The organism is Pseudomonas sp. DF5 (assembly GCF_058148225.1).
Genome location: NZ_JBYVYM010000031.1, coordinates 15,638 through 33,718 on the forward strand (window position 1 = coordinate 15,638; position 18,081 = coordinate 33,718).

General features: G+C 60.7%; 21 protein-coding genes. 11 read left to right on the top strand and 10 right to left on the bottom strand.

What is annotated here, in order from left to right; translation table 11 throughout:
- Nucleotides 1-3 precede the first annotated feature (3 nt).
- Both serS and cysG read left to right on the top strand, forming a co-directional pair.
- Nucleotides 4-1,284 carry a serine--tRNA ligase gene (gene serS / locus AC30D7_RS24300; protein ID WP_018925530.1) on the top strand — a complete coding sequence of 427 codons (1,281 nt, stop codon included), beginning with the start codon at nt 4-6 and terminating at the stop codon, nt 1,282-1,284.
- Nucleotides 1,285-2,679: a siroheme synthase CysG gene (gene cysG, locus AC30D7_RS24305; RefSeq protein ID WP_019580092.1), complete on the top strand. Its 1,395-nt coding sequence runs from the start codon at nt 1,285-1,287 to the stop codon at nt 2,677-2,679.
- 136 nt (nt 2,680-2,815) lie between these two features.
- On the opposite strand, the gene AC30D7_RS24310 is transcribed toward cysG, so the two are convergent.
- From AC30D7_RS24310 to AC30D7_RS24340, 7 genes are all read right to left on the bottom strand, one after another.
- Nucleotides 2,816-3,823 carry a glutathione S-transferase family protein gene (locus AC30D7_RS24310; RefSeq protein ID WP_490135778.1) on the bottom strand — a complete coding sequence of 336 codons (1,008 nt, stop codon included), beginning with the start codon at nt 3,821-3,823 and terminating at the stop codon, nt 2,816-2,818.
- 90 nt (nt 3,824-3,913) lie between these two features.
- Nucleotides 3,914-4,915 carry a glycosyl transferase family protein gene (locus tag AC30D7_RS24315; RefSeq protein ID WP_490135779.1) on the bottom strand — a complete coding sequence of 334 codons (1,002 nt, stop codon included), beginning with the start codon at nt 4,913-4,915 and terminating at the stop codon, nt 3,914-3,916.
- Nucleotides 4,912-5,247, bottom strand: a complete 336-nt coding sequence (locus AC30D7_RS24320; RefSeq protein ID WP_018925534.1) for a TusE/DsrC/DsvC family sulfur relay protein — start codon at nt 5,245-5,247, stop codon at nt 4,912-4,914. The genes AC30D7_RS24315 and AC30D7_RS24320 overlap by 4 nt, the downstream gene beginning before the upstream one ends.
- Nucleotides 5,244-5,537, bottom strand: coding sequence for a sulfurtransferase complex subunit TusB (gene tusB, locus AC30D7_RS24325; RefSeq protein ID WP_019648483.1), 294 nt, complete (start codon nt 5,535-5,537; stop codon nt 5,244-5,246). Before tusB ends, AC30D7_RS24320 begins: the two co-directional genes overlap by 4 nt.
- On the bottom strand, nt 5,537-5,899 hold the full coding sequence (gene tusC / locus AC30D7_RS24330; protein WP_490135780.1) for a sulfurtransferase complex subunit TusC: 363 nt from the start codon (nt 5,897-5,899) through the stop codon (nt 5,537-5,539). Before tusC ends, tusB begins: the two co-directional genes overlap by 1 nt.
- 1 nt (nt 5,900) lies before the next feature.
- Nucleotides 5,901-6,293, bottom strand: a complete 393-nt coding sequence (tusD, locus tag AC30D7_RS24335) for a sulfurtransferase complex subunit TusD (protein ID WP_064621317.1) — start codon at nt 6,291-6,293, stop codon at nt 5,901-5,903.
- A gap of 147 nt (nt 6,294-6,440) precedes the next feature.
- Nucleotides 6,441-6,689 carry a hypothetical protein gene (locus AC30D7_RS24340; protein WP_007941139.1) on the bottom strand — a complete coding sequence of 83 codons (249 nt, stop codon included), beginning with the start codon at nt 6,687-6,689 and terminating at the stop codon, nt 6,441-6,443.
- A 147-nt stretch (nt 6,690-6,836) separates the two neighbouring features.
- On the opposite strand from AC30D7_RS24340, the gene AC30D7_RS24345 reads away from it, so the two are divergent.
- Nucleotides 6,837-7,187 (top strand): hypothetical protein, encoded by a 351-nt coding sequence (locus AC30D7_RS24345; protein ID WP_007941140.1) that lies wholly within the window; start codon nt 6,837-6,839, stop codon nt 7,185-7,187.
- A 121-nt stretch (nt 7,188-7,308) separates the two neighbouring features.
- On the opposite strand, the gene AC30D7_RS24350 is transcribed toward AC30D7_RS24345, so the two are convergent.
- Complete coding sequence (locus tag AC30D7_RS24350) at nt 7,309-7,749, bottom strand: GNAT family N-acetyltransferase (RefSeq protein WP_490135781.1); 441 nt, start codon at nt 7,747-7,749, stop codon at nt 7,309-7,311.
- 149 nt (nt 7,750-7,898) lie between these two features.
- On the opposite strand from AC30D7_RS24350, the gene AC30D7_RS24355 reads away from it, so the two are divergent.
- The 6 genes from AC30D7_RS24355 to AC30D7_RS24380 all read left to right on the top strand — a co-directional run bounded on the left by AC30D7_RS24355 (nt 7,899) and on the right by AC30D7_RS24380 (nt 11,572).
- Complete coding sequence (locus tag AC30D7_RS24355) at nt 7,899-8,336, top strand: hemerythrin domain-containing protein (protein ID WP_490135782.1); 438 nt, start codon at nt 7,899-7,901, stop codon at nt 8,334-8,336.
- 158 nt (nt 8,337-8,494) lie between these two features.
- Nucleotides 8,495-8,992, top strand: coding sequence for a hypothetical protein (locus AC30D7_RS24360; RefSeq protein WP_490135783.1), 498 nt, complete (start codon nt 8,495-8,497; stop codon nt 8,990-8,992).
- Between the two features lie 12 nt (nt 8,993-9,004).
- Nucleotides 9,005-9,247 carry a hypothetical protein gene (locus AC30D7_RS24365; RefSeq protein ID WP_253472245.1) on the top strand — a complete coding sequence of 81 codons (243 nt, stop codon included), beginning with the start codon at nt 9,005-9,007 and terminating at the stop codon, nt 9,245-9,247.
- 242 nt (nt 9,248-9,489) lie between these two features.
- The gene (locus AC30D7_RS24370) at nt 9,490-10,083 is read left to right on the top strand and encodes an NUDIX domain-containing protein (protein WP_028941284.1); all 594 of its coding nucleotides are present in this window, start codon (nt 9,490-9,492) and stop codon (nt 10,081-10,083) included.
- A gap of 125 nt (nt 10,084-10,208) precedes the next feature.
- The gene (locus AC30D7_RS24375; protein ID WP_204124079.1) at nt 10,209-10,748 is read left to right on the top strand and encodes a kinase inhibitor; all 540 of its coding nucleotides are present in this window, start codon (nt 10,209-10,211) and stop codon (nt 10,746-10,748) included.
- Nucleotides 10,749-10,753: 5 nt separating this feature from the next.
- A complete protein-coding gene (locus AC30D7_RS24380) occupies nt 10,754-11,572 on the top strand; it encodes a helix-turn-helix transcriptional regulator (RefSeq protein WP_490135784.1) in 819 nt (272 codons plus the stop codon).
- A gap of 171 nt (nt 11,573-11,743) precedes the next feature.
- Here AC30D7_RS24380 and AC30D7_RS24385 read toward each other — a convergent pair whose 3' ends face one another.
- A complete protein-coding gene (locus tag AC30D7_RS24385) occupies nt 11,744-12,466 on the bottom strand; it encodes a pirin family protein (RefSeq protein WP_018925544.1) in 723 nt (240 codons plus the stop codon).
- Nucleotides 12,467-12,692: 226 nt separating this feature from the next.
- Between AC30D7_RS24385 and AC30D7_RS24390 the strand changes: the two genes are divergently transcribed.
- Both AC30D7_RS24390 and AC30D7_RS24395 read left to right on the top strand, forming a co-directional pair.
- On the top strand, nt 12,693-13,643 hold the full coding sequence (locus tag AC30D7_RS24390; protein WP_490135785.1) for a GlxA family transcriptional regulator: 951 nt from the start codon (nt 12,693-12,695) through the stop codon (nt 13,641-13,643).
- Between the two features lie 185 nt (nt 13,644-13,828).
- Entirely contained in the window at nt 13,829-15,307 is a 1,479-nt protein-coding gene (locus tag AC30D7_RS24395; protein ID WP_490135786.1) for an ATP-binding protein, read from the top strand.
- Here AC30D7_RS24395 and AC30D7_RS24400 read toward each other — a convergent pair.
- A complete protein-coding gene (locus tag AC30D7_RS24400; protein WP_490135787.1) occupies nt 15,272-18,076 on the bottom strand; it encodes an ATP-binding protein in 2,805 nt (934 codons plus the stop codon). The two genes, AC30D7_RS24395 and AC30D7_RS24400, sit on opposite strands and share 36 nt — an antisense overlap.
- Nucleotides 18,077-18,081: the final 5 nt, after the last annotated feature.

Consider the following 18,081-nt stretch of genomic DNA (forward strand, 5'->3'; position numbering starts at 1 on the left):
GACATGCTCGATTCCAAACTGTTACGTAGCAACCTTCAGGACGTAGCGGACCGCCTGGCATCCCGTGGCTTTGCCCTGGATGTTGCGCGCATCGAAGCGCTGGAAGAACAGCGCAAGACCGTCCAGACCCGCACCGAAGCTCTGCAGGCTGAACGTAACGCGCGCTCCAAATCCATCGGCCAGGCCAAGCAGCGCGGCGAAGACATCGCGCCGCTGATGGCGGATGTCGAGCGCATGGCGGGTGAGTTGAGCGCCGGTAAAGTCGAGCTGGACGCGATCCAGACCGAGCTGGATTCGATCCTGCTGGGCATTCCGAACCTGCCGCACGAATCGGTGCCGGTCGGCGATGATGAAGAAGGTAACGTTGAAGTGCGCCGTTGGGGCACGCCGAAGGCTTTCGACTTCCCGGTTCAGGACCACGTGGCCCTGGGCGAGAAGTTCGGCTGGCTGGACTTCGAAACCGCCGCCAAACTGTCCGGCGCCCGTTTCGCCCTGCTGCGCGGCCCGATTGCTCGCCTGCACCGTGCGCTGGCGCAGTTCATGATCAACCTGCACATCAACGAACACGGTTACGAAGAGGCTTACACGCCTTATCTGGTACAAGCGCCGGCCCTGCAGGGCACCGGTCAGTTGCCGAAATTCGAAGAAGACCTGTTCAAGATCAGCCGCGACGGCGAAGCCGATCTGTACCTGATTCCGACCGCTGAGGTGTCGCTGACCAACATCGTGGCCGGCGAAATCGTCGATTCGAAACTGCTGCCGATCAAGTTCGTGGCACACACGCCGTGCTTCCGCAGCGAGGCTGGCGCGTCGGGTCGCGACACTCGCGGGATGATCCGTCAGCACCAGTTCGACAAGGTCGAGATGGTCCAGATCGTTGAGCCGTCGACCTCGATGCAAGCGCTGGAAAACCTGACCGCCAACGCCGAGAAAGTCCTGCAACTGCTGGAGCTGCCATACCGCACCCTGGCGCTGTGCACCGGTGACATGGGCTTCAGCGCGGTCAAGACCTACGACCTGGAAGTGTGGATTCCGAGCCAGGACAAGTATCGCGAGATTTCGTCGTGCTCCAACTGTGGCGACTTCCAGGCGCGCCGTATGCAAGCGCGTTTCCGCAACCCGGAAACCGGCAAGCCTGAGCTGGTGCACACCCTGAACGGTTCCGGCCTGGCGGTCGGTCGTACCCTGGTGGCGGTACTCGAGAACTATCAGCAGGCCGACGGTTCGATCCGTGTCCCTGAAGTGCTCAAGCCGTACATGGGTGGCCTTGAGGTCATCGGCTAAATGGACTATCTGCCGCTGTTCCATAACCTTCGCGGCAGTCGTGTGTTGGTCGTCGGCGGGGGGGAGATTGCCTTGCGCAAATCCCGCCTGCTGGCCGAAGCCGGTGCGCTGCTGCGGGTGGTCGCACCTGAAATCGAACCGCAGTTGCGTGAGCTGGTAGCCGGCAGCGGTGGCGAGTGCCTGGTGCGTGGCTACGTCGAGGCGGATCTGGATGGTTGCGGGCTGATCATCGCCGCCACCGACGATGAACCGCTGAACGCGCAAGTCTCCGCCGATGCCCATCGGCGTTGCGTGCCGGTCAACGTGGTGGACGCGCCGGCCCTGTGCAGCGTGATCTTCCCGGCGATCGTCGACCGTTCGCCGCTGATCATTGCCGTGTCCAGTGGCGGCGATGCGCCGGTGCTGGCGCGGTTGATTCGCGCCAAGCTGGAAACCTGGATTCCTTCCACTTACGGTCAACTGGCCGGTCTGGCGGCGCGTTTCCGCAACCAGGTAAAAGGTCTGTTTCCGGATGTGCAGCAGCGTCGGGCGTTCTGGGAGGATGTGTTCCAGGGACCGATTGCCGACCGGCAACTGGCCGGGCAGGGCGCCGAGGCCGAGCGCTTGATGCTGGCCAAAATCAATGGCGAAGCCCCGGTAGCCACTGGCGAGGTTTATCTGGTGGGCGCCGGGCCGGGTGATCCCGACCTGTTGACCTTCCGCGCCTTGCGCCTGATGCAGCAAGCCGACGTGGTGCTGTATGACCGTCTGGTGGCGCCGGCGATTCTGGATTTGTGCCGTCGCGATGCCGAGCGGGTCTACGTCGGCAAGCGCCGCGCCGATCACGCTGTGCCTCAGGAGCAGATCAACCAGCATTTGGTGGACCTGGCCAAGGCCGGCAAGCGCGTGGTGCGCTTGAAGGGCGGCGATCCGTTCATTTTCGGGCGTGGCGGCGAAGAGATCGAAGAACTGGCGGCCCATGGCATCCCGTTCCAGGTCGTGCCGGGCATTACCGCTGCCAGCGGTTGCGCGGCGTATGCCGGGATTCCGCTGACTCACCGCGATTACGCGCAGTCAGTGCGGTTTGTCACCGGGCACCTCAAGGACGGTTCCACCGATTTGCCGTGGGCCGACCTGGTCGCGCCGGCGCAAACCCTGGTGTTTTACATGGGGCTGGTGGGCTTGCCGATCATCTGCGAGCAGTTGATCAAGCACGGCCGCGCGGCCGATACCCCGGCGGCGTTGATCCAGCAGGGCACCACGGTCAATCAGCGGGTATTTACCGGCACCCTGGCCGACCTGCCACGGCTGGTGGCGGAGCATGAAGTGCATGCGCCGACACTGGTGATCGTTGGGGAAGTGGTGCAACTGCGCGAGAAACTGGCGTGGTTCGAAGGGGCTCAGGCGCAGGTCTGAGTGCCGAGTCGCCTCCATCGCGGGCAAGCCCGCTCCCACAGGTTATTGGGTGAAGCTGCAATCTTTGGCATCACACAAATTCCTGTGGGAGCGGGCTTGCCCGCGATGAGGCCCTCAAAACCACCCTTGCTTCAGATCAGAACTCGGCCTTGCGCCAAACCCCTTTCCCACTCAACCGCGCCCGATCATGAGCCGCAGTGAAATCCTGTGCCGGCCCTTTAGGCACGATCCCGGTCGGATTGATGGTCTTGTGGCTGCCGTAGTAGTGGTTCTTGATGTGTTCGAAATCCACCGTCTCGGCAATCCCCGGCCACTGATAAATCTCCCGTAGCCAGTTCGACAGGTTCGGATAATCGGCGATCCGCCGCAGATTGCATTTGAAGTGGCCGTAATACACCGCATCAAAACGAATCAGGGTAGTGAACAGCCGGATATCCGCTTCGGTCAGGTATTCACCCGTCAGGTAACGATTGGCGCCCAGCAGTTGCTCCAGCCGATCCAGCTCGGCAAACAACTCATCGAACGCTTCTTCGTAAGCCTGCTGCGAGGTGGCAAACCCGGCGCGATAGACGCCGTTGTTCACCGCTGGATAAATCCGCTCGTTCAGGGCGTCGATTTCGCTGCGCAGCGGTGCCGGGTAGAAATCCAGGTCATTGCCGGTCAAGTCATCGAATGCGCTGTTGAACATGCGGATGATCTCTGCCGATTCATTGCTGACGATGCGGTTGGTCTGTTTATCCCACAGCACCGGCACGGTGACGCGGCCGGTGTAGTCGGCGGTATCGGCGGTGTAGCGCTGGTGCATGAAATTGAAATGATCGAGCTTGTCGCCAGTCGACCCGAGCCCTTTATCGAAGGTCCAGCCGTTTTCCAGCATCAACCAGCTGACCACCGACACGTCGATCAGGCTTTCAAGGCCTTTGAGTTTGCGCAGGATCAGCGTGCGGTGGGCCCACGGGCAGGCGAGGGACACATAGAGATGATAGCGACCGGCCTCGGCGGCAAAACCACCGACGCCGCTCGGGCCTGGCTTGCCATCGGCGGTCAGCCAGTTGCGACGCTGCGCCTGTTCACGCTGGAACGCGCCATCCTTGCTGCTTTGGTACCACTGATCCTGCCAGCGACCTTCGACTAACAAACCCATGTGCCTGACTCCTCAACCTATAAGCGTTGGAGAGGAGTCTATGCGCATAGGTTCGAACAAAAAGCGCAAAGGTTGGGCGGTTATGATCGATTAAATCGATCGGTCCCGGGCATCCCAGTACTGCTGGGCGGTTTCGAAGGCTTGTTCGCGGGGCTGGCCAAGGCCGCGTAAGGCCAGGGCCATGGTCGAGATCAGCGCCATTTGCGGGTAGCTGTCGACCACATCGCCACGCCACACGGCTTTCAAGTGCTCCGGATCCAGGCTCGCCGGTTTGACGTGGCGCTGGCTCGACAGCTGCGGCCATTCTTCATCCCAGCTTTCGCCGCCGGTGGTGCCGTACAGGTGACTGTCTGCGTCGGGGTTGATCTCAATCTCGCCGCCATCGCCCTTGACGACGATTGCCGTGTCCCCGAGCAGACCGCTGGCATCGCGATGCACCGCCTGGTAGCCGGGGTGGAAAATGCTTTGCAGGCCACAACGGGCGCCCAGCGGGTTGAGAATCCGCGCCAGGGAATGGATCGGCGAGCGCAGGCCCAGGGTGTTGCGCAGGTCGATCATTCGCTGAAGCTGGGGGGCCCAGTCCACCAATGGCATGAACGCCAGACCGCCCTGATCGAGTGCCGCACCGACCTGCTGCCAGTTGCGGCACAACGGTATGTTCAGCGTCTGGAGCAGTTGTTCGCTGTACAGTCGCCCCGCCGTGTGCGCGCCGCCGCCGTGCATGAAGATGCGCACGCCGTTCTGCGCCAGGCACTTGGCCGCCAGCAGATACCACGGCAAATGCCGCTTCTTGCCTGCGTACGTCGGCCAGTCCAGATCGACCGCCAGTGCCGGTGGATTCAGGCGTTCACGCAAGGCTTCGGTGAACCCGGCCATTTCCTCGGCGCTTTCTTCCTTGTGCCGCAAGAGCATCAGGAACGCACCGAGCTGGGTGTCCTCGACCTTGTCGTCGAGCACCATGCCCATGGCTTCGCGGGCTTCGGCCCGGGTCAGATCGCGGGCGCCGCGTTTGCCTTTGCCAAGAATCCGCACGAATTGGGCGAACGGGTGCTCGGCGGGCGTTTCAAGGGTCAGCGCTGGGTAGTCGGTCATAAGCAATTCGTCGGTTTGGGCAGGCCCGCCAGTTTCGCGGCGAGTTTGGCAGGGGTGCCTTTGAACAGTCGGTTCAGGTGCAGGCTGTTGCCCTTGTCGGGGCCGAGCTTCAATGCGGTGTACTTGATCAGTGGGCGGGTGGCCGGGGACAACTGGAATTCGTCGTAGAAACTGCGCAGCAGTTCGAGGATTTCCCAATGTTCCGGGCTCAACTCGATGTCTTCGGCGGCGGCGAGGGCGGTGGCCACCTCGGTAGACCAGTCGCTCAGTTCCACCAGGAAGCCGTCCTTGTCCAGTTCAATGGCGCGGGCGCCAACGGTCAGGGATTTCATAGCCAACTGTTGACCTTGTCATAGTGAATCGACAGTTCGACGAAGGCCGGGTAGTCAATGGCACTGGCCCAGTCCGGAACCTGCAGAGCACGGGCCTGTGCGTCTTCGGCCAGTACGAACAGTTTCAGGTTGCGAGCATGCAAAGAGCTGAACGGCGCGGTGCCTGGCTGCAAGGCATAGGCCGCGTCGCCACTCAGCAGCAGCGCATCGTTGGGGCCGATCACGCGCAGGCAACTGCTCAGGCGCTCGTCGCCGAAAGGGGAATGAGACAACACATGCAAAGTCGACATCAGAGGGTGATCACCTGGTCGTAACGGTCAATAAGGGCGGTGATGTCCTGGGCGCTCAGTACCCGGGCTTCCTCAAGCGACAGACCTTTGGGGTCCAGGCCTCGGGCCGCTACGCTGTCAGCGCACACGAACAGGTCTTCGACGCCAAACATCGGCAAGGCTTGCAGGTTGGCGCTCAGGTCTTTCTGCTGCAACGCCTTGGCGTCCTGTTTCGCAGCGAGCTGGAACACGCCGTCATCAAGAAACAGCAGGCCGATCGGCAAATCGAAGGCTCCGCCGGCCAGCACGATGTCCAGCGCTTCCCGCGCACTCGGCCCGGACCACGGCGCCTGACGGCTGATAATCAGCAAGGATCTGGCCATCTCACGCGCCTCCGAAACAGATCAGGCGGTCAGCGTCCTGCACCGCATCATGCAACTGGCCAAGGCCGGACAATTCCCACGGCGCGCCCACGGCGACCGCTTCACGCTGATAGCGCTGGGCTTCTTCCTCGTTCAGCACGCCACGACGCAGGGCGGCGGCGATGCACACCACGCCATCGAGTTGATGCTCGCTGACAAAGTTGCGCCATTGCTTGGGCAAATCCTGCTCATCCTGAGGCGTGACCACACTGCCGGACGCGTTGTAGACACCATCCTGATAGAAAAACAGCCGGACAATCTCATGCCCGCCGGCCAGCGCGGCCTGGGCGAACAACAAGGCACGGCGCGAGGAGGGCGCATGGGCGGCGGAAAACAGCGCAATGGCGAATTTCATGACGGACTCGATCAGCAAAACTGCGGCCATGATAAAGCTTTATCGGCAGGGCGGCGAAGGGCGTTTACTTGTAGACCGAGTCGCTCCATCGCGAGCAGGCTCGCTCCCACATTGAATAGTGTTAACCACACCTCCCTTTGAGGGAGATTACGAAGACTGCTTTTTGCTCGCCTTGGCAGCTGCGGCCAGACACTCGAGGGCAAATTGCTCGGTGTAGGTCATCTGGATCGGTGTGGTTTCGCCTTTGACGGTTCTTTCGCCGTCGAGAATGTAACGAATCCGCTTGTCGGTGACGCCAATTCGCTTGGCGATCCAGGCCGGCGTCTGACCGATCTGGCTGATCAGCTTGTCGGCATAGTCGGTGGAGGGTTTGTAGAACTCGGCGTTGGGTGTCATGGCTTTCCTGAAAAATGGGTGATGTGAGGTTATCGGCGCGACAGGGTGCGCGAATCGTTGCGCGGTGTCGCGGTATAAATGAAGTAAAGCAGAACGATACGCCGCGCCGCGGTGGTACAGTCCGCTTTTTCCTGATGAGCGAACGCAATGCGAATTCTGATGGTGGCGCTGGCCGCAACCTTGCTGGCGGGCTGCGCCGGATCGGCGATGAACGACGCCCGCACCAAAACCCCGTACAAAACCCTGACCTCGGACAAACCGGAAAAAGTCGTCGCCCAGTGCGTGCAGTTTGCCTGGCAGGACGAGGCGGTGTTCGGCGTCGATGCCGGTGCGTATTTGCAGCCGGGCAAGAAGGGCGGCTCGACGGTCTACACCCGCTCGGCCGAGTCTTTCGTGGACGTGACCAGCGATGCTTCAGGCACGGCCTTGAGCTACTACGCCCAGCATGATGATTTTGTCGCCAAGCGCCGTCTGGCGGCGTTGGCGACCTGCCTCTGAACACGGCCTGATCGGCTGACGCCATTCCGGTGTGGGAGCGGGCTTGCTCGCGAAGAGGGCGCGTCAGTCGACATGAATGTTGTCTGGCACACTGCCTTCGCGAGCAAGCCCGCTCCCACAGTTACGCGTCTTGATCAGTGTTAACGAGGCGCTTCTGGAAGAAGAAGCGCTTGTGGCCCGGCGGATAATCGGCAATGTGCCCCAACTCGCTGTAGCCGTGCTTCTTGTAAAACTCCGGCGCCTGGAAGTCGAAGGTGTCCAGCCAGATCCCCACGCATTTCTTTTCCCGCGCCAGGTCTTCGGCCATCTGCATCAGTTTCGAGCCCATCCCTTGTCCCCGGGCCAGCTCCGGCACCGACAACAACTCAATGAAAAACCACTGGTAAAACACTCGGCCATAAAGCCCGCCGAGAATCTCGTCGCTGTCATTGCGTACCAGCAAAGCAATCTGCTCCGACACCGTGGCCCCGGCCTTTGCGGCGTTGTAGGCGCGCAGTGGTGTGAGGATTGCTTCGCGCTCCTCCGCAGTGGCGTTTGTCGACAGTTCAATTCGCAGGGTCATAGGCAACACATCCTTATGGCAGTGAACACGGAGCCTATCCCGGTTGCGGCGATTGTTCTATCCCCCCCGAAGCCCAAGGAACCCCCGGGGCTCCGGGAATGTCTAGCGTGAACAGCATCGTTGTTGAAAGCAGTCATTGAGGGCAGCCCGTGAACATTTTTGAAGCCTTGCGCGAAAGCCACGACCGTCAGCGCCGCTATGCCGATGCAGTGATTCAAACCAGTGGCGACACCCCGGAACGGGTCGAGGCTTACAAACGGCTCAAATCCGAGCTTCAGGCCCACGCAACCGCTGAAGAACGCCATTTCTACATCCCGCTGATGGAGTTCGACAACGGCGTGGATCTTGGCCGCCACGCTATCTGCGAACACCACGAAATGGACGAGATGATGGAAACGCTGGATGCCACCGAAATGTCCAGTCCGTCCTGGTTGGCAACGGCGAAAAAACTCTCGGAGAAGGTCCATCACCACCTCAAAGAGGAGGAGCAGAAGTTCTTTCAGATGGCCGGCAAGTTACTCGACGACCAACAGAAAGAAACCCTCGCCGGGGAGTATCAGAAAGAATACAGGGCGCAACTTTCCTGAGGATGAAAGCGCCGCAATGCGGTTCACTCAAGAGCGTCTTGAGTCAGTAAGAACTTGTGGCGAGGGAGCCAACACACCTTGCCGGCAAGGTGAAATGATTTGAATCCAATGCGCTCCTTGTAGAGAATCGCCATCTTTGCCTCGAAAGGATGCGCGCGATGAAGTTCGAAGGGACTTCCCAATACATGGGCACTCACGGGATCGTCTTCAACGTCTCGCAGATCACCCTCACCGACAGCGAGCGCGGACGCCTGCGCGAGCTGCATTTTGGCGAGGCGAAAAGCGCCCACTATGAGGTCAACAGCAAGGTTGTCGAGGTGTACGACAAGATGCAGGCCAAGAGCCTGCCGTGCGTGATGATCGGCATCTCCAAGCCGCTGACCCGGCAACAGGGCGATGCCCTCAATGCCCAACGCACCAAGGTCGCCAACCTGGCCGCCTCCGCCTTCGGTGGCGCTGCCGGTACTGTGGGCGGTTTAGCCGGACCTGCAGGCAGTGTCGCCGCAGGTACTGTTGTAACTGCGGGTGTGCGCTCGTACGTCAATGACGCTCTGCCCACCTACCATGCTGGCGACGTAATCGTCAGCATCCAGGCGCAGGTCAATGGTGGGATTGGCCCACAGCGCTCTTCAGAATCCCTGATCATCAAGACCTGAGTGGGGCTGCACATGTCCGAAATTACCCAGACGGTCATCGTCGTGGCGCTGGCCTTTCTACTTGATCGGTTTCTTAAGCCGTACCCGCTGCGCAAGTGGCTAGGGGTGACGCTGGTGGTGGCAGGCGCAATCGGCTGCGTTGCAGTGAGCCAGACCCAGTTGCTGGGCTTTGACTTGGGATTGATGTCGGTCCTTGCCGTGCCGGTGGGCGCGGGGCTGTTCGTGACCAGGCGGCGGTTCGAGCAGATTGACTGAAGGTCAGGAAGGTGTGTTGACCGGACGGATACCTTGCTCCCGCTTGAGTGCGTAGCGCTCACAAAAATCGCAATGGTTGTCAGATTTTTGGGGCCGCTACGCAGCCCAGCGGGAGCAATCTCCCTCGCCACAGGTTTCTCCGGCTCAAGGTTCTCTTGAGTGCACAGCATTACGACAGTCGCCGGGCTTTTCTGTTTTCGCCTAACATGGACGCTTTCTGACGAACATAAGGATGGATTGTCATGTCGAACACAGCCGAGCGGGTCAACATCATCGAGTCCCAGGTGCTGTCCCACGACTGGTATCTGCTGAAGAAAATCACGTTTGATTACTTGCGCAACAACGGCGACTGGCAGCGCCAGACCCGCGAGGTTTATGACCGTGGCAACGGTGCAGCGATCCTGCTGTTCAACCGCGAGAAGAAAACCGTCGTGCTGACCCGCCAGTTCCGGTTGCCGGTGTTCGTCAACGGCCATGATGGCTTGTTGATTGAAGTCGCGGCGGGGCTGCTGGAAGGTGCTGCGCCCGAAGAGCGCATTCGCGCTGAAGCCGAGGAAGAAACCGGCTATCGCGTCCACCATGTGCAGAAGGTGTTCGAGTCCTACATGAGCCCCGGTTCGGTCACGGAGAAACTGCATTTCTTTATTGCCGAGTACGATGCCTCTTCGAAAGTCAGCGAGGGCGGTGGGCTGGAAGACGAAACTGAAGAACTGGAAGTGTTGGAGTGGAAGTTCGACGACGCCCTCGAGGCGTTTTATCGCGGGGAAATCTGCGATGCCAAGACCATCATGCTGCTGCAGTATGCGGCGATGAAGAATATCTTCGCAGCGGTTTGAGATCACCTGTGACAGTGCCTGGATCGAGAGAGCGTTCAGGCACAATGGTCGAGCGTTTCGGCACAGTAATCAGCCTTTGCTCTCTCTAGAATCGTGCTTCACGCCAAGACACCGATGAGGTCACGATGAACATCCGAATTATCCTATCCGCATTGTCCATGGGCGTCGTGCTCACCGGGCACGCTGCCGACTTCTCGTTGACCAGCCAGGATATTGCTGAAAATCACCCGCTGACCAGTCGCGAGGTGTTCCAGGGCTTCGGTTGCGAAGGGGGCAATACGTCTCCGCAACTGTCTTGGTCCAACGCCCCGGCGGGCACTAAAAGTTACGCAATCACGGTCTATGACCCTGATGCGCCGACTGGCAGCGGCTGGTGGCATTGGACGGTGGTCAACTTACCGGCTTCAACCAAAAGTTTGCCAAGCGGGGTCGGTTCGAACCTGCCTGCCGGTGCCGTACAAGGACGAACCGATTATGGCCAACCGGGATTTGGCGGAGCGTGCCCTCCTGTGGGGGATAAGCCCCATCGCTATCAATTCACCGTATGGGCGTTGAAAGTCGATAAGCTGCCACTCGACAGCCAGGCCAGCGGAGCCTTGGTGGGCTATATGCTCAATGCCAACGCCTTGGCCAAAGCGACCATCACTTCAACTTACGGACGTTAAGAACGATGCGCCCTTGTGACGGCATCCAGCACCGGGAAAACATTATCGATGCGTGTGTCATACGGGCGCGGCAGCCTCATACCTTGCAACGGGTGCCGATCTTCGCGACCACCTTGTGTCGAGTGCGGCAGGGGGAAAAGCTGTTGCAATGGGATGACCGGGAGATGCGCGCAGGGCCGCAACATCTGATTCTGTTGCCGGCCGGGCGTGAGCTTGGTATCTCGAACTTCCCCGGTCTTCACGGTCACTACATCGCCGATGTCGTGACCTTTCCCGGTTCAACACTGCGCAACTTCAGCAGCCGATATGGCCGGCAGATCATGAATGGTCACCGTGCCCCGAAGACAGATCTGTGTGTGCCTCTGGACAGGCATACGACGCAGGCATGGGAGCAGTTATTGGCCGCCATCAATGCGAACGCGCCGGATGCATTACGCACCCACTATGGGGAAGCGGTTCTGCTCAGCCTGGGCCTCAACGGCCAGGCCGGACCGCTGCTGATGGATCGCAATGATCCACTGTGCGAGCGTGTGCAGCAGTTGGTGATGGGCAGCCCTGAGAGCGACTGGACGGTTGCGAGCGTCGCTCAACACCTGAATCTTGGTGAGTCGACTTTGCGTCGCCAACTGGCCAATGAGGGGAGCAGCTTCAGGAATATTCTGGAAAGCGTTCGACTGGCGACCGCGTTGCAATGGTTGCAAACCACTTCCCGGCCCATCGGTGAAATTGCCGGTGCCAGCGGCTACGCCTCGGCCTCACGTTTTGCCGTGCGCTTTCGCTCACATTACGGCCTGTCGCCACGGGAATTGCGGGCGGCGATTTAGGTATTCCTGTGGCCTGTAGGAGCGAGGCTTGCCCGCGAAGAATGCGCCGCGGTTTTTCAGGTATTACACGTCATCGTTCTTCGCGGGCAAGCCTCGCTCCTACAGGATTTTTGTCGCGGCCAAAAAACGGCCTTGATCAGGCCGTTTTTTTGCGGGCGTTGAACAATGGGATCACGGCATTTCCGGCAATTCCTGCGGCCGTAAATCAAACACCAGCACCTCGGCATCCACGCCATTGCTCAAGGTCAGCACCTGTTCTTTGCGAACCCGTACGCCGTCGCCTTCCTGCAGCTGCAGGCCGTTCAGCTCGACACTGCCCCGCGCCACATGCACATAAGCATAGCGATCGGCAGCCAGTTCCAGCGTGGCGCTTTCCTTGCCGTCGATCAGGCCGGCATACACCCGCGCATCCTGCCGGACTTTCAATGAACCCTTGGCCCCATCCGGGGAGATGATCAACTGCAAGCGGCCGCGTTTTTTCTGCGTGCTGAAATGCTCTTGCTGATAACGCGGTTTGGCGCCGCTGACGTCAGGCACGATCCAGATTTGCAGGAAGTGCACCGGGCGAGTCGATGAGTGGTTGTATTCACTGTGCGCCACGCCACTGCCGGCGCTCATCAGTTGTACATCGCCAGGGCGGATCACCGAACCGGTGCCTAAAGTGTCCTTGTGTTCCAGTGCGCCTTCGAGCACGTAGGAGAAAATCTCCATGTCGCGGTGAGGGTGCTGGCCAAAGCCTTTGCCAGCGGCTACGCGGTCGTCGTTGATCACCAACAGGTCGGAAAAACCCTGTTCCCGTGGGTTGCGGTAGTTGGCAAAGGAGAAGGTATGGAACGACTTCAACCAACCGTGATTGGCCGCGCCGCGATCCGAAGCTTTGCGAAGGGTCAGCATGATGAAATCTCCTGTCAGGACGTGAATTCGTCCGAGTGAGGAGAAGGTTAATGTTTACCTGAAAGTGCAGTAAGTAGATGGAAATTGAAATACTGTCTCGCACAGGTTGACAGTTGTGTGAACGGGTTCATGTATGCTTGTTGTTACATGTGGCCATAATGTGGGGCGCCAGACCTGTGGGTGGCGCAATGGTATTGAACAGTTCTCTATTAGTGACCTTGAATCCATGAAAACCGTGGCAATGGTGTTGTTCCCAGAGTTTCTCCTGCTCGACATGGCTGGCCCCATGGAGGTGTTTTCCATCGCCAATCGTTATCTGCAACCGGCGGACCGTTACGAGCTGTCGACCATCGGCACCGCGCCGGGCGCATTGCGAGCTTCCAACGGCGTGAGCGTGCTGGCGGATCTGCACATCGATCAGGCTAACGAGCACTATGACCTGTTGCTGGTGCCGGGCGGGCCGGGTGCCTACAACGAAAAGCATCCACCGCTGCTCAACTGGCTTCAGGGCGCTGTCAGCCGCGCGGACCGATACGGGTCGATCTGCACCGGCGCGTTCGTGCTCGGGCATGCCGGGTTGCTGGACGGCTTTCGCGTGACCACGCACTGGCATTACACCGAACGACTGATCAAGGGCTTCCCCAAGGCCATCGTCGAGACCGATCAGATTTTCGTGCAGGACCGCAACCTCATCACTTCCGGCGGTGTCACCGCCGGTATCGATCTGGCGCTGGCGGTGGTTGCCCAGGACCACGGCAAGAAAGTCGCCCAGGACGTCGCCAAAGTGCTGCTGGTGGTGATGAAACGCCAGGGCGGGCAGGCGCAGTTCAGTCCGTTGATGGCTGCAGTGGCGCCCCAGGAAACGCCGATCACCCGGGTGCAGAAGCATGTGCTCGAAAACCTCGACGAAGGATTCAGCATCGAGCGCATGGCCAGTCTGGTGAACATGAGTGCCCGGCACTTCGCCAGGGTTTTCGCACGGGAAGTGAACATGACGCCGATGGAGTTTTTGCAAAGCGCGCGCATCGATCACGCCAGGAATCTGCTGGAAACCAGCGAGCTGCCGCTCAAGACCGTGGCCTATAAAAGTGGCTTCGGCAGCGTGCGGCATATGCGTTTTCTGTTCAGTGAAAAGCTCGGCCTGACCCCCACCCAGTACCGCGAGCAGTTCAGTTAACGCGCTGTTGTCCGTTGTGCGCACCGCGATGGCCGTGATGCTCCTCCCGTGGCCGTTGTACCGTCACCCATGCCTGCCAAGATACCCGTGAACTCTTTTTTTGGAGGTGCGGGAGCCTGGATGGACGGGTTCGACGGAGCTTGCAGTTCCTCGACCCAGGCCAGGTTTTCAGCGTATGAACGTGCATGAACAACCTCAGAGAGATAAACAGCGACACGGTGCTGCGGTTCGGGCCCTACGCATTCCACCTGCATCAGCGGCTGATTCTGGACGGTGATCGGCCGCTGCGCATGGGCGGGCGAGCCCTGGAAATTTTGCAGGTGCTGGTTGAGCACGCTGGTGCGGTGGTCAGCAAAGAGGCGCTGATTGCCCACGTATGGCCGACCTCGGTGGTCGAGGAAATCAACTTGCGCGTACACATCGCCGCCCTGCGTCGAGCGCTTGGCGATGGGCCGAACGGGCAGCCCTACATCGTTAATATTCCCCAGCGCGGTTATAGCTTTATCGCCCCGGTGCAGCATGACCGCGCAGGCACGTCGGTGCTGGTCGAAACCGTGCACAAGCCTCAACACAACCTGCCTGCGCGGCTCACACCGGTGACCGGTCGCGACTCGATCGTCGGCAGCGTGGTCCGGCAGTTGCCGGTTCGACGTTTCATGACCCTGATCGGCCCTGCTGGCATCGGCAAGACCACCGTGGCGTTGCGTGTGGCCGAGTTGCTGTTGCAGCACTATCGGGACGGTGTCTGGATGGTTGATCTGGCGGCCATCGATGACCCGTCGCAGCTTGTCGATCATCTGTCGCGCACCCTGGAACTGGACGTTGGCGCAAACACGCTGGCGCAACGGCATGCCTTGGTGGTGCTCGACAACTGCGAACACCTGGTCGAACGTTGCCGGGCAGTGGTCGAGGATTTATTGGCTACGGCGCCACGGCTGTCGATCCTCGCCACCAGTCGCGAGCCGCTGCGAGCAGCGGGGGAAACGCTGCTGCGGTTACCCGCCCTGACGGTGCCGCCAGCCTCGGCGATTTATAGCGTGGACGAGGCCATGGGGTATTCAGCGGTGCAGTTGTTGGTCAGCCGCGCCCGAGCCCGTCAGCAAGGGTTTGCCTTGCGCCAACAGGATCTGAAGGCTGTGCGCGAAATCTGTCGGCGGCTGGATGGCTTGCCCCTGGCCATTGAGCTGGCAGCGGCGCAGATCGATGCATTGGCGCTGGTGGGGTTGCAAGCGCAATTGGGCAACTGTTTTCAGCTGTTGAGCCAAGGTCGACGCACCGCCGTGCCACGGCATCAGAATCTCAAAGCCGCACTGGACTGGAGCTATGAACGGCTGAGCCCGTTGGAACAGATCGTGTTGCAGCGGCTGGCGGTGTTCAAGATGGCGTTCACCCTGGACGCGGCGATTGGCGTGATCAGTGGCGCGATGTTGTTGCCCGCAAGCCTGGTCAACGTGGTGGCGAGTCTGGCGAATAAATCACTGTTGTCGGTGGAGCAGGGCAACGGCGTGACGCGCTACCGTTTCCTCAATACCACGCGCACCTACGCCCTGGAGAAACTCGAAAACAGCGGTTACTTGCGTGCCTTCGAACTGCGTTATGAGCGCTACATCAACCGGGCCCACTGGACATCAGTCGGGCTGGTCGCGCTGCAACTCGTCGAGTAACCGCCGGACTTTTATCAGGTCCGGCGTGGCGAAACCTTCGGTGAAGCGCTGGTAAATCGGCGCCAGCAGCTCATGGGCTTGCCGGAGGTGGCCCTGACGCTGCCACAGCTGGGCCAGTGATGTGGCGCTGCGCAGCTCCCAGGCCAGCGCGCCCTGGGTTTTTGCCACGGCCAAAGCCTTGAGCAGCGCCGCCTCGGCCGCGTTAACGCTGCTCGGGCAATCCTCTGCCAGTAACGCGTCGGCCCGGACCCGCAGAATCTCTGCCGTGCTCCAGCCCGCCGAGCCGTTTTCGGCCCGCTCCAGCAACGCATCATCGATGAAACGGCTGCCCAGAGTGACCATGATTTCCTTGACCAACCCGGTGTCCGGTCGCGGGGATGAGGGCGCATCAGTTCCGTCGATCACTTGCGCGTAATGTTTGGCCCAGGTGTAGAACAGCAACACCGAGTGTTTCTTCGCCTGCTCAAGCAGCAAGGCCAAGAGCTCGCGGGCGACCGGAGTGTCGCCGTTGTAGTGGGCGATCAGGCAACCGGACAGCGCCAGGGTGTAGCAGATGGACGTGCCATGATTGATTTGCATCGCGATGTCGAGCGCCTGTCGTGCGGTGTGCCAGGCTTTTTCCGGGAGCCCTTGCAGCCAGAGAATGCGCGCCAGAATCGTCAGGGCCGCCACACTCTGGTCGTACTGCACGCCAAAGCCATGGGTGAAACGGTTGAGTTGGCCGCTCTGGGCCAGGCGTTGAATGACCTGTTCGGCATTCTCCCGCGCCAGTGCCTGATCCCCGGCAAAATGCAGGGCCAGGACCCGCAAGCGTTGGGTGCTGAGGGCCGTCACCGCGTCGTCGTGCGGCCTCAACCGCTCGAATTGTCGGCTCTGCTCCAGGGCCAGTTGGTAGTGGCCGCAACTGAGATCAACCGCCAGGTGCCCGGAAATCGCTTTGAGCTGACCGGCCACATCGTTGCAGTGTTTGGCCAGGTGTTTGGCGCTGACGAAGGCTTCGACGGCTTCGGCGCTGCTGCCCAGGGTGTGGTAGCAGGAACTGCCGAGGGCAAGCTTGAGGTTCATGGTCAAACGCAGGCAGGGTTGGTGCGTCGCTTCGTGCAATGCCAGGGCTTTGCGCACGTACACGCCGTATTCCTTGAGCAGCGACAGCTCTTGCCAGAGCGGTGCCGAGGTCGCGGCGAGGCGGATGGCCAACGCTTGCGATCCTTGAGTATTCAAGCCCCAATCGAGCGCCGCACGAATGTCTTCCAGGTTGCGGGCGTAACGCTCGGTCCAGCGCTCGCTCTGGGTGTGTTCCCAATCGCTCTGCGCCTGCTGCATCAAGGCCAGGCAGCATTCGGCGTGGCGCTCCCGGGTGTCCGCCAGCTCTTGGGCCTGGTCGAGTTTTTCCAGCGCATAGCCACGTGTCGTGTCGAGCAGACGGTAGAACACTTCTTCGTCGCTGACTTCCACGTTCAGCAATGACTTGGCCACCAATTGGGTAATCGAGGCAAACACCACATCGGGCTCGACGTACTGGCCGACAATCACGGCAGCCGCCGATTCCAGGGTAAAAGCGCCCCGGAATATCCCCAGTCGGCGCAGGCACGTCTGCTCGCAGGCATTGAGCAGTTCGAAGCTCCAGTCCAGCGTGGCGCGCAGGGTCTGATGGCGGCCCATGGTGGTCGGGCAGCCTTGGGCGAGCAGGCGAAAGCTGTCTTGCAGTTGCGACAGCAAGCCGCTCAAACCCAGGTTGCCGACTTGCGCCGCCGCCAGTTCGATCGCCAACGGAATGCCGTCCAGACGTCGGCAGATTTCAATCGCCAGCGGCAGGTCGGCTTCGCTCAGTTCGAAGCTGTCGTGGCTGGCCATCGCCCGCTCGACAAACAATTGCAGCGCCGAAAATGTCAGGGCCTGAGCGCGGTCGAGCAGGGCGATGGGAGGCGGGCAGTCCAGTGATTCCAGGCGCTGCACGTATTCGCCTTCGGCCCGCAGGCTTTCGCGACTGGTAGCCAGAATGTGCACTTGGGGTGCCGCGCGCAGGATGCTTTCGCAGAGCAACGCAATGGCATCGATCAGGTGTTCGCAGTTGTCGATGACCAGCAGCATCTGCCGTTCGCGCAAGCATGTGGCGAGCCCGTTCATGGGGTCGGCGTCATGCAACGGCAAGCCCAGCGCTGTCGCCAGGTGCGCGCCGATCATCAAAGGGCAGTTGATCGTTGCCAGGTCCACCAGGCGAATGCCGTCTCGATAGCGACCGATCAGTTGCTCGGCGACGCGCAGCGCCACGGTCGTCTTGCCGATCCCGCCGGGGCCCACGAGGGTGATGAAACGTTGCTGTGAGAGTTGCGCCAGCAGTCTGTCGACCAGGGCCTGACGGCCGATCATGCGAGTCCGGCGCACCGGCAGGTTATGGCCGACCGGTTCATTGGCGTCGTTTTGGGGGTGTTGTTCGATGGACTCCAGGGCAAACGGCGCGACAAAACTGTAGCCGCGCTGGGCGACGGTGACGATGTAGCGCTGGCCGGCTTGACCGTCACCGAGGGCTTTGCGCAGTGCCGCCATGTGCACGCGCAGGTTGGTGTCTTCCACTACGCTTTTGGGCCAGACCCGCGCGATCAGTTGCTGCTTGCTCACCACCTGACCTGCGTGCTCCAGCAACATCAACAGAATGTCCATGGCTTGCCTGCCCAGGCGCAAGGGCTGGCCGGCCTCCATCACCAGGCGTTGGCCAGGGTAGATCCGGTAGGGGCCGAAATGGATGGCCTGTTCGGGGGAAAGGGTCAACGGGT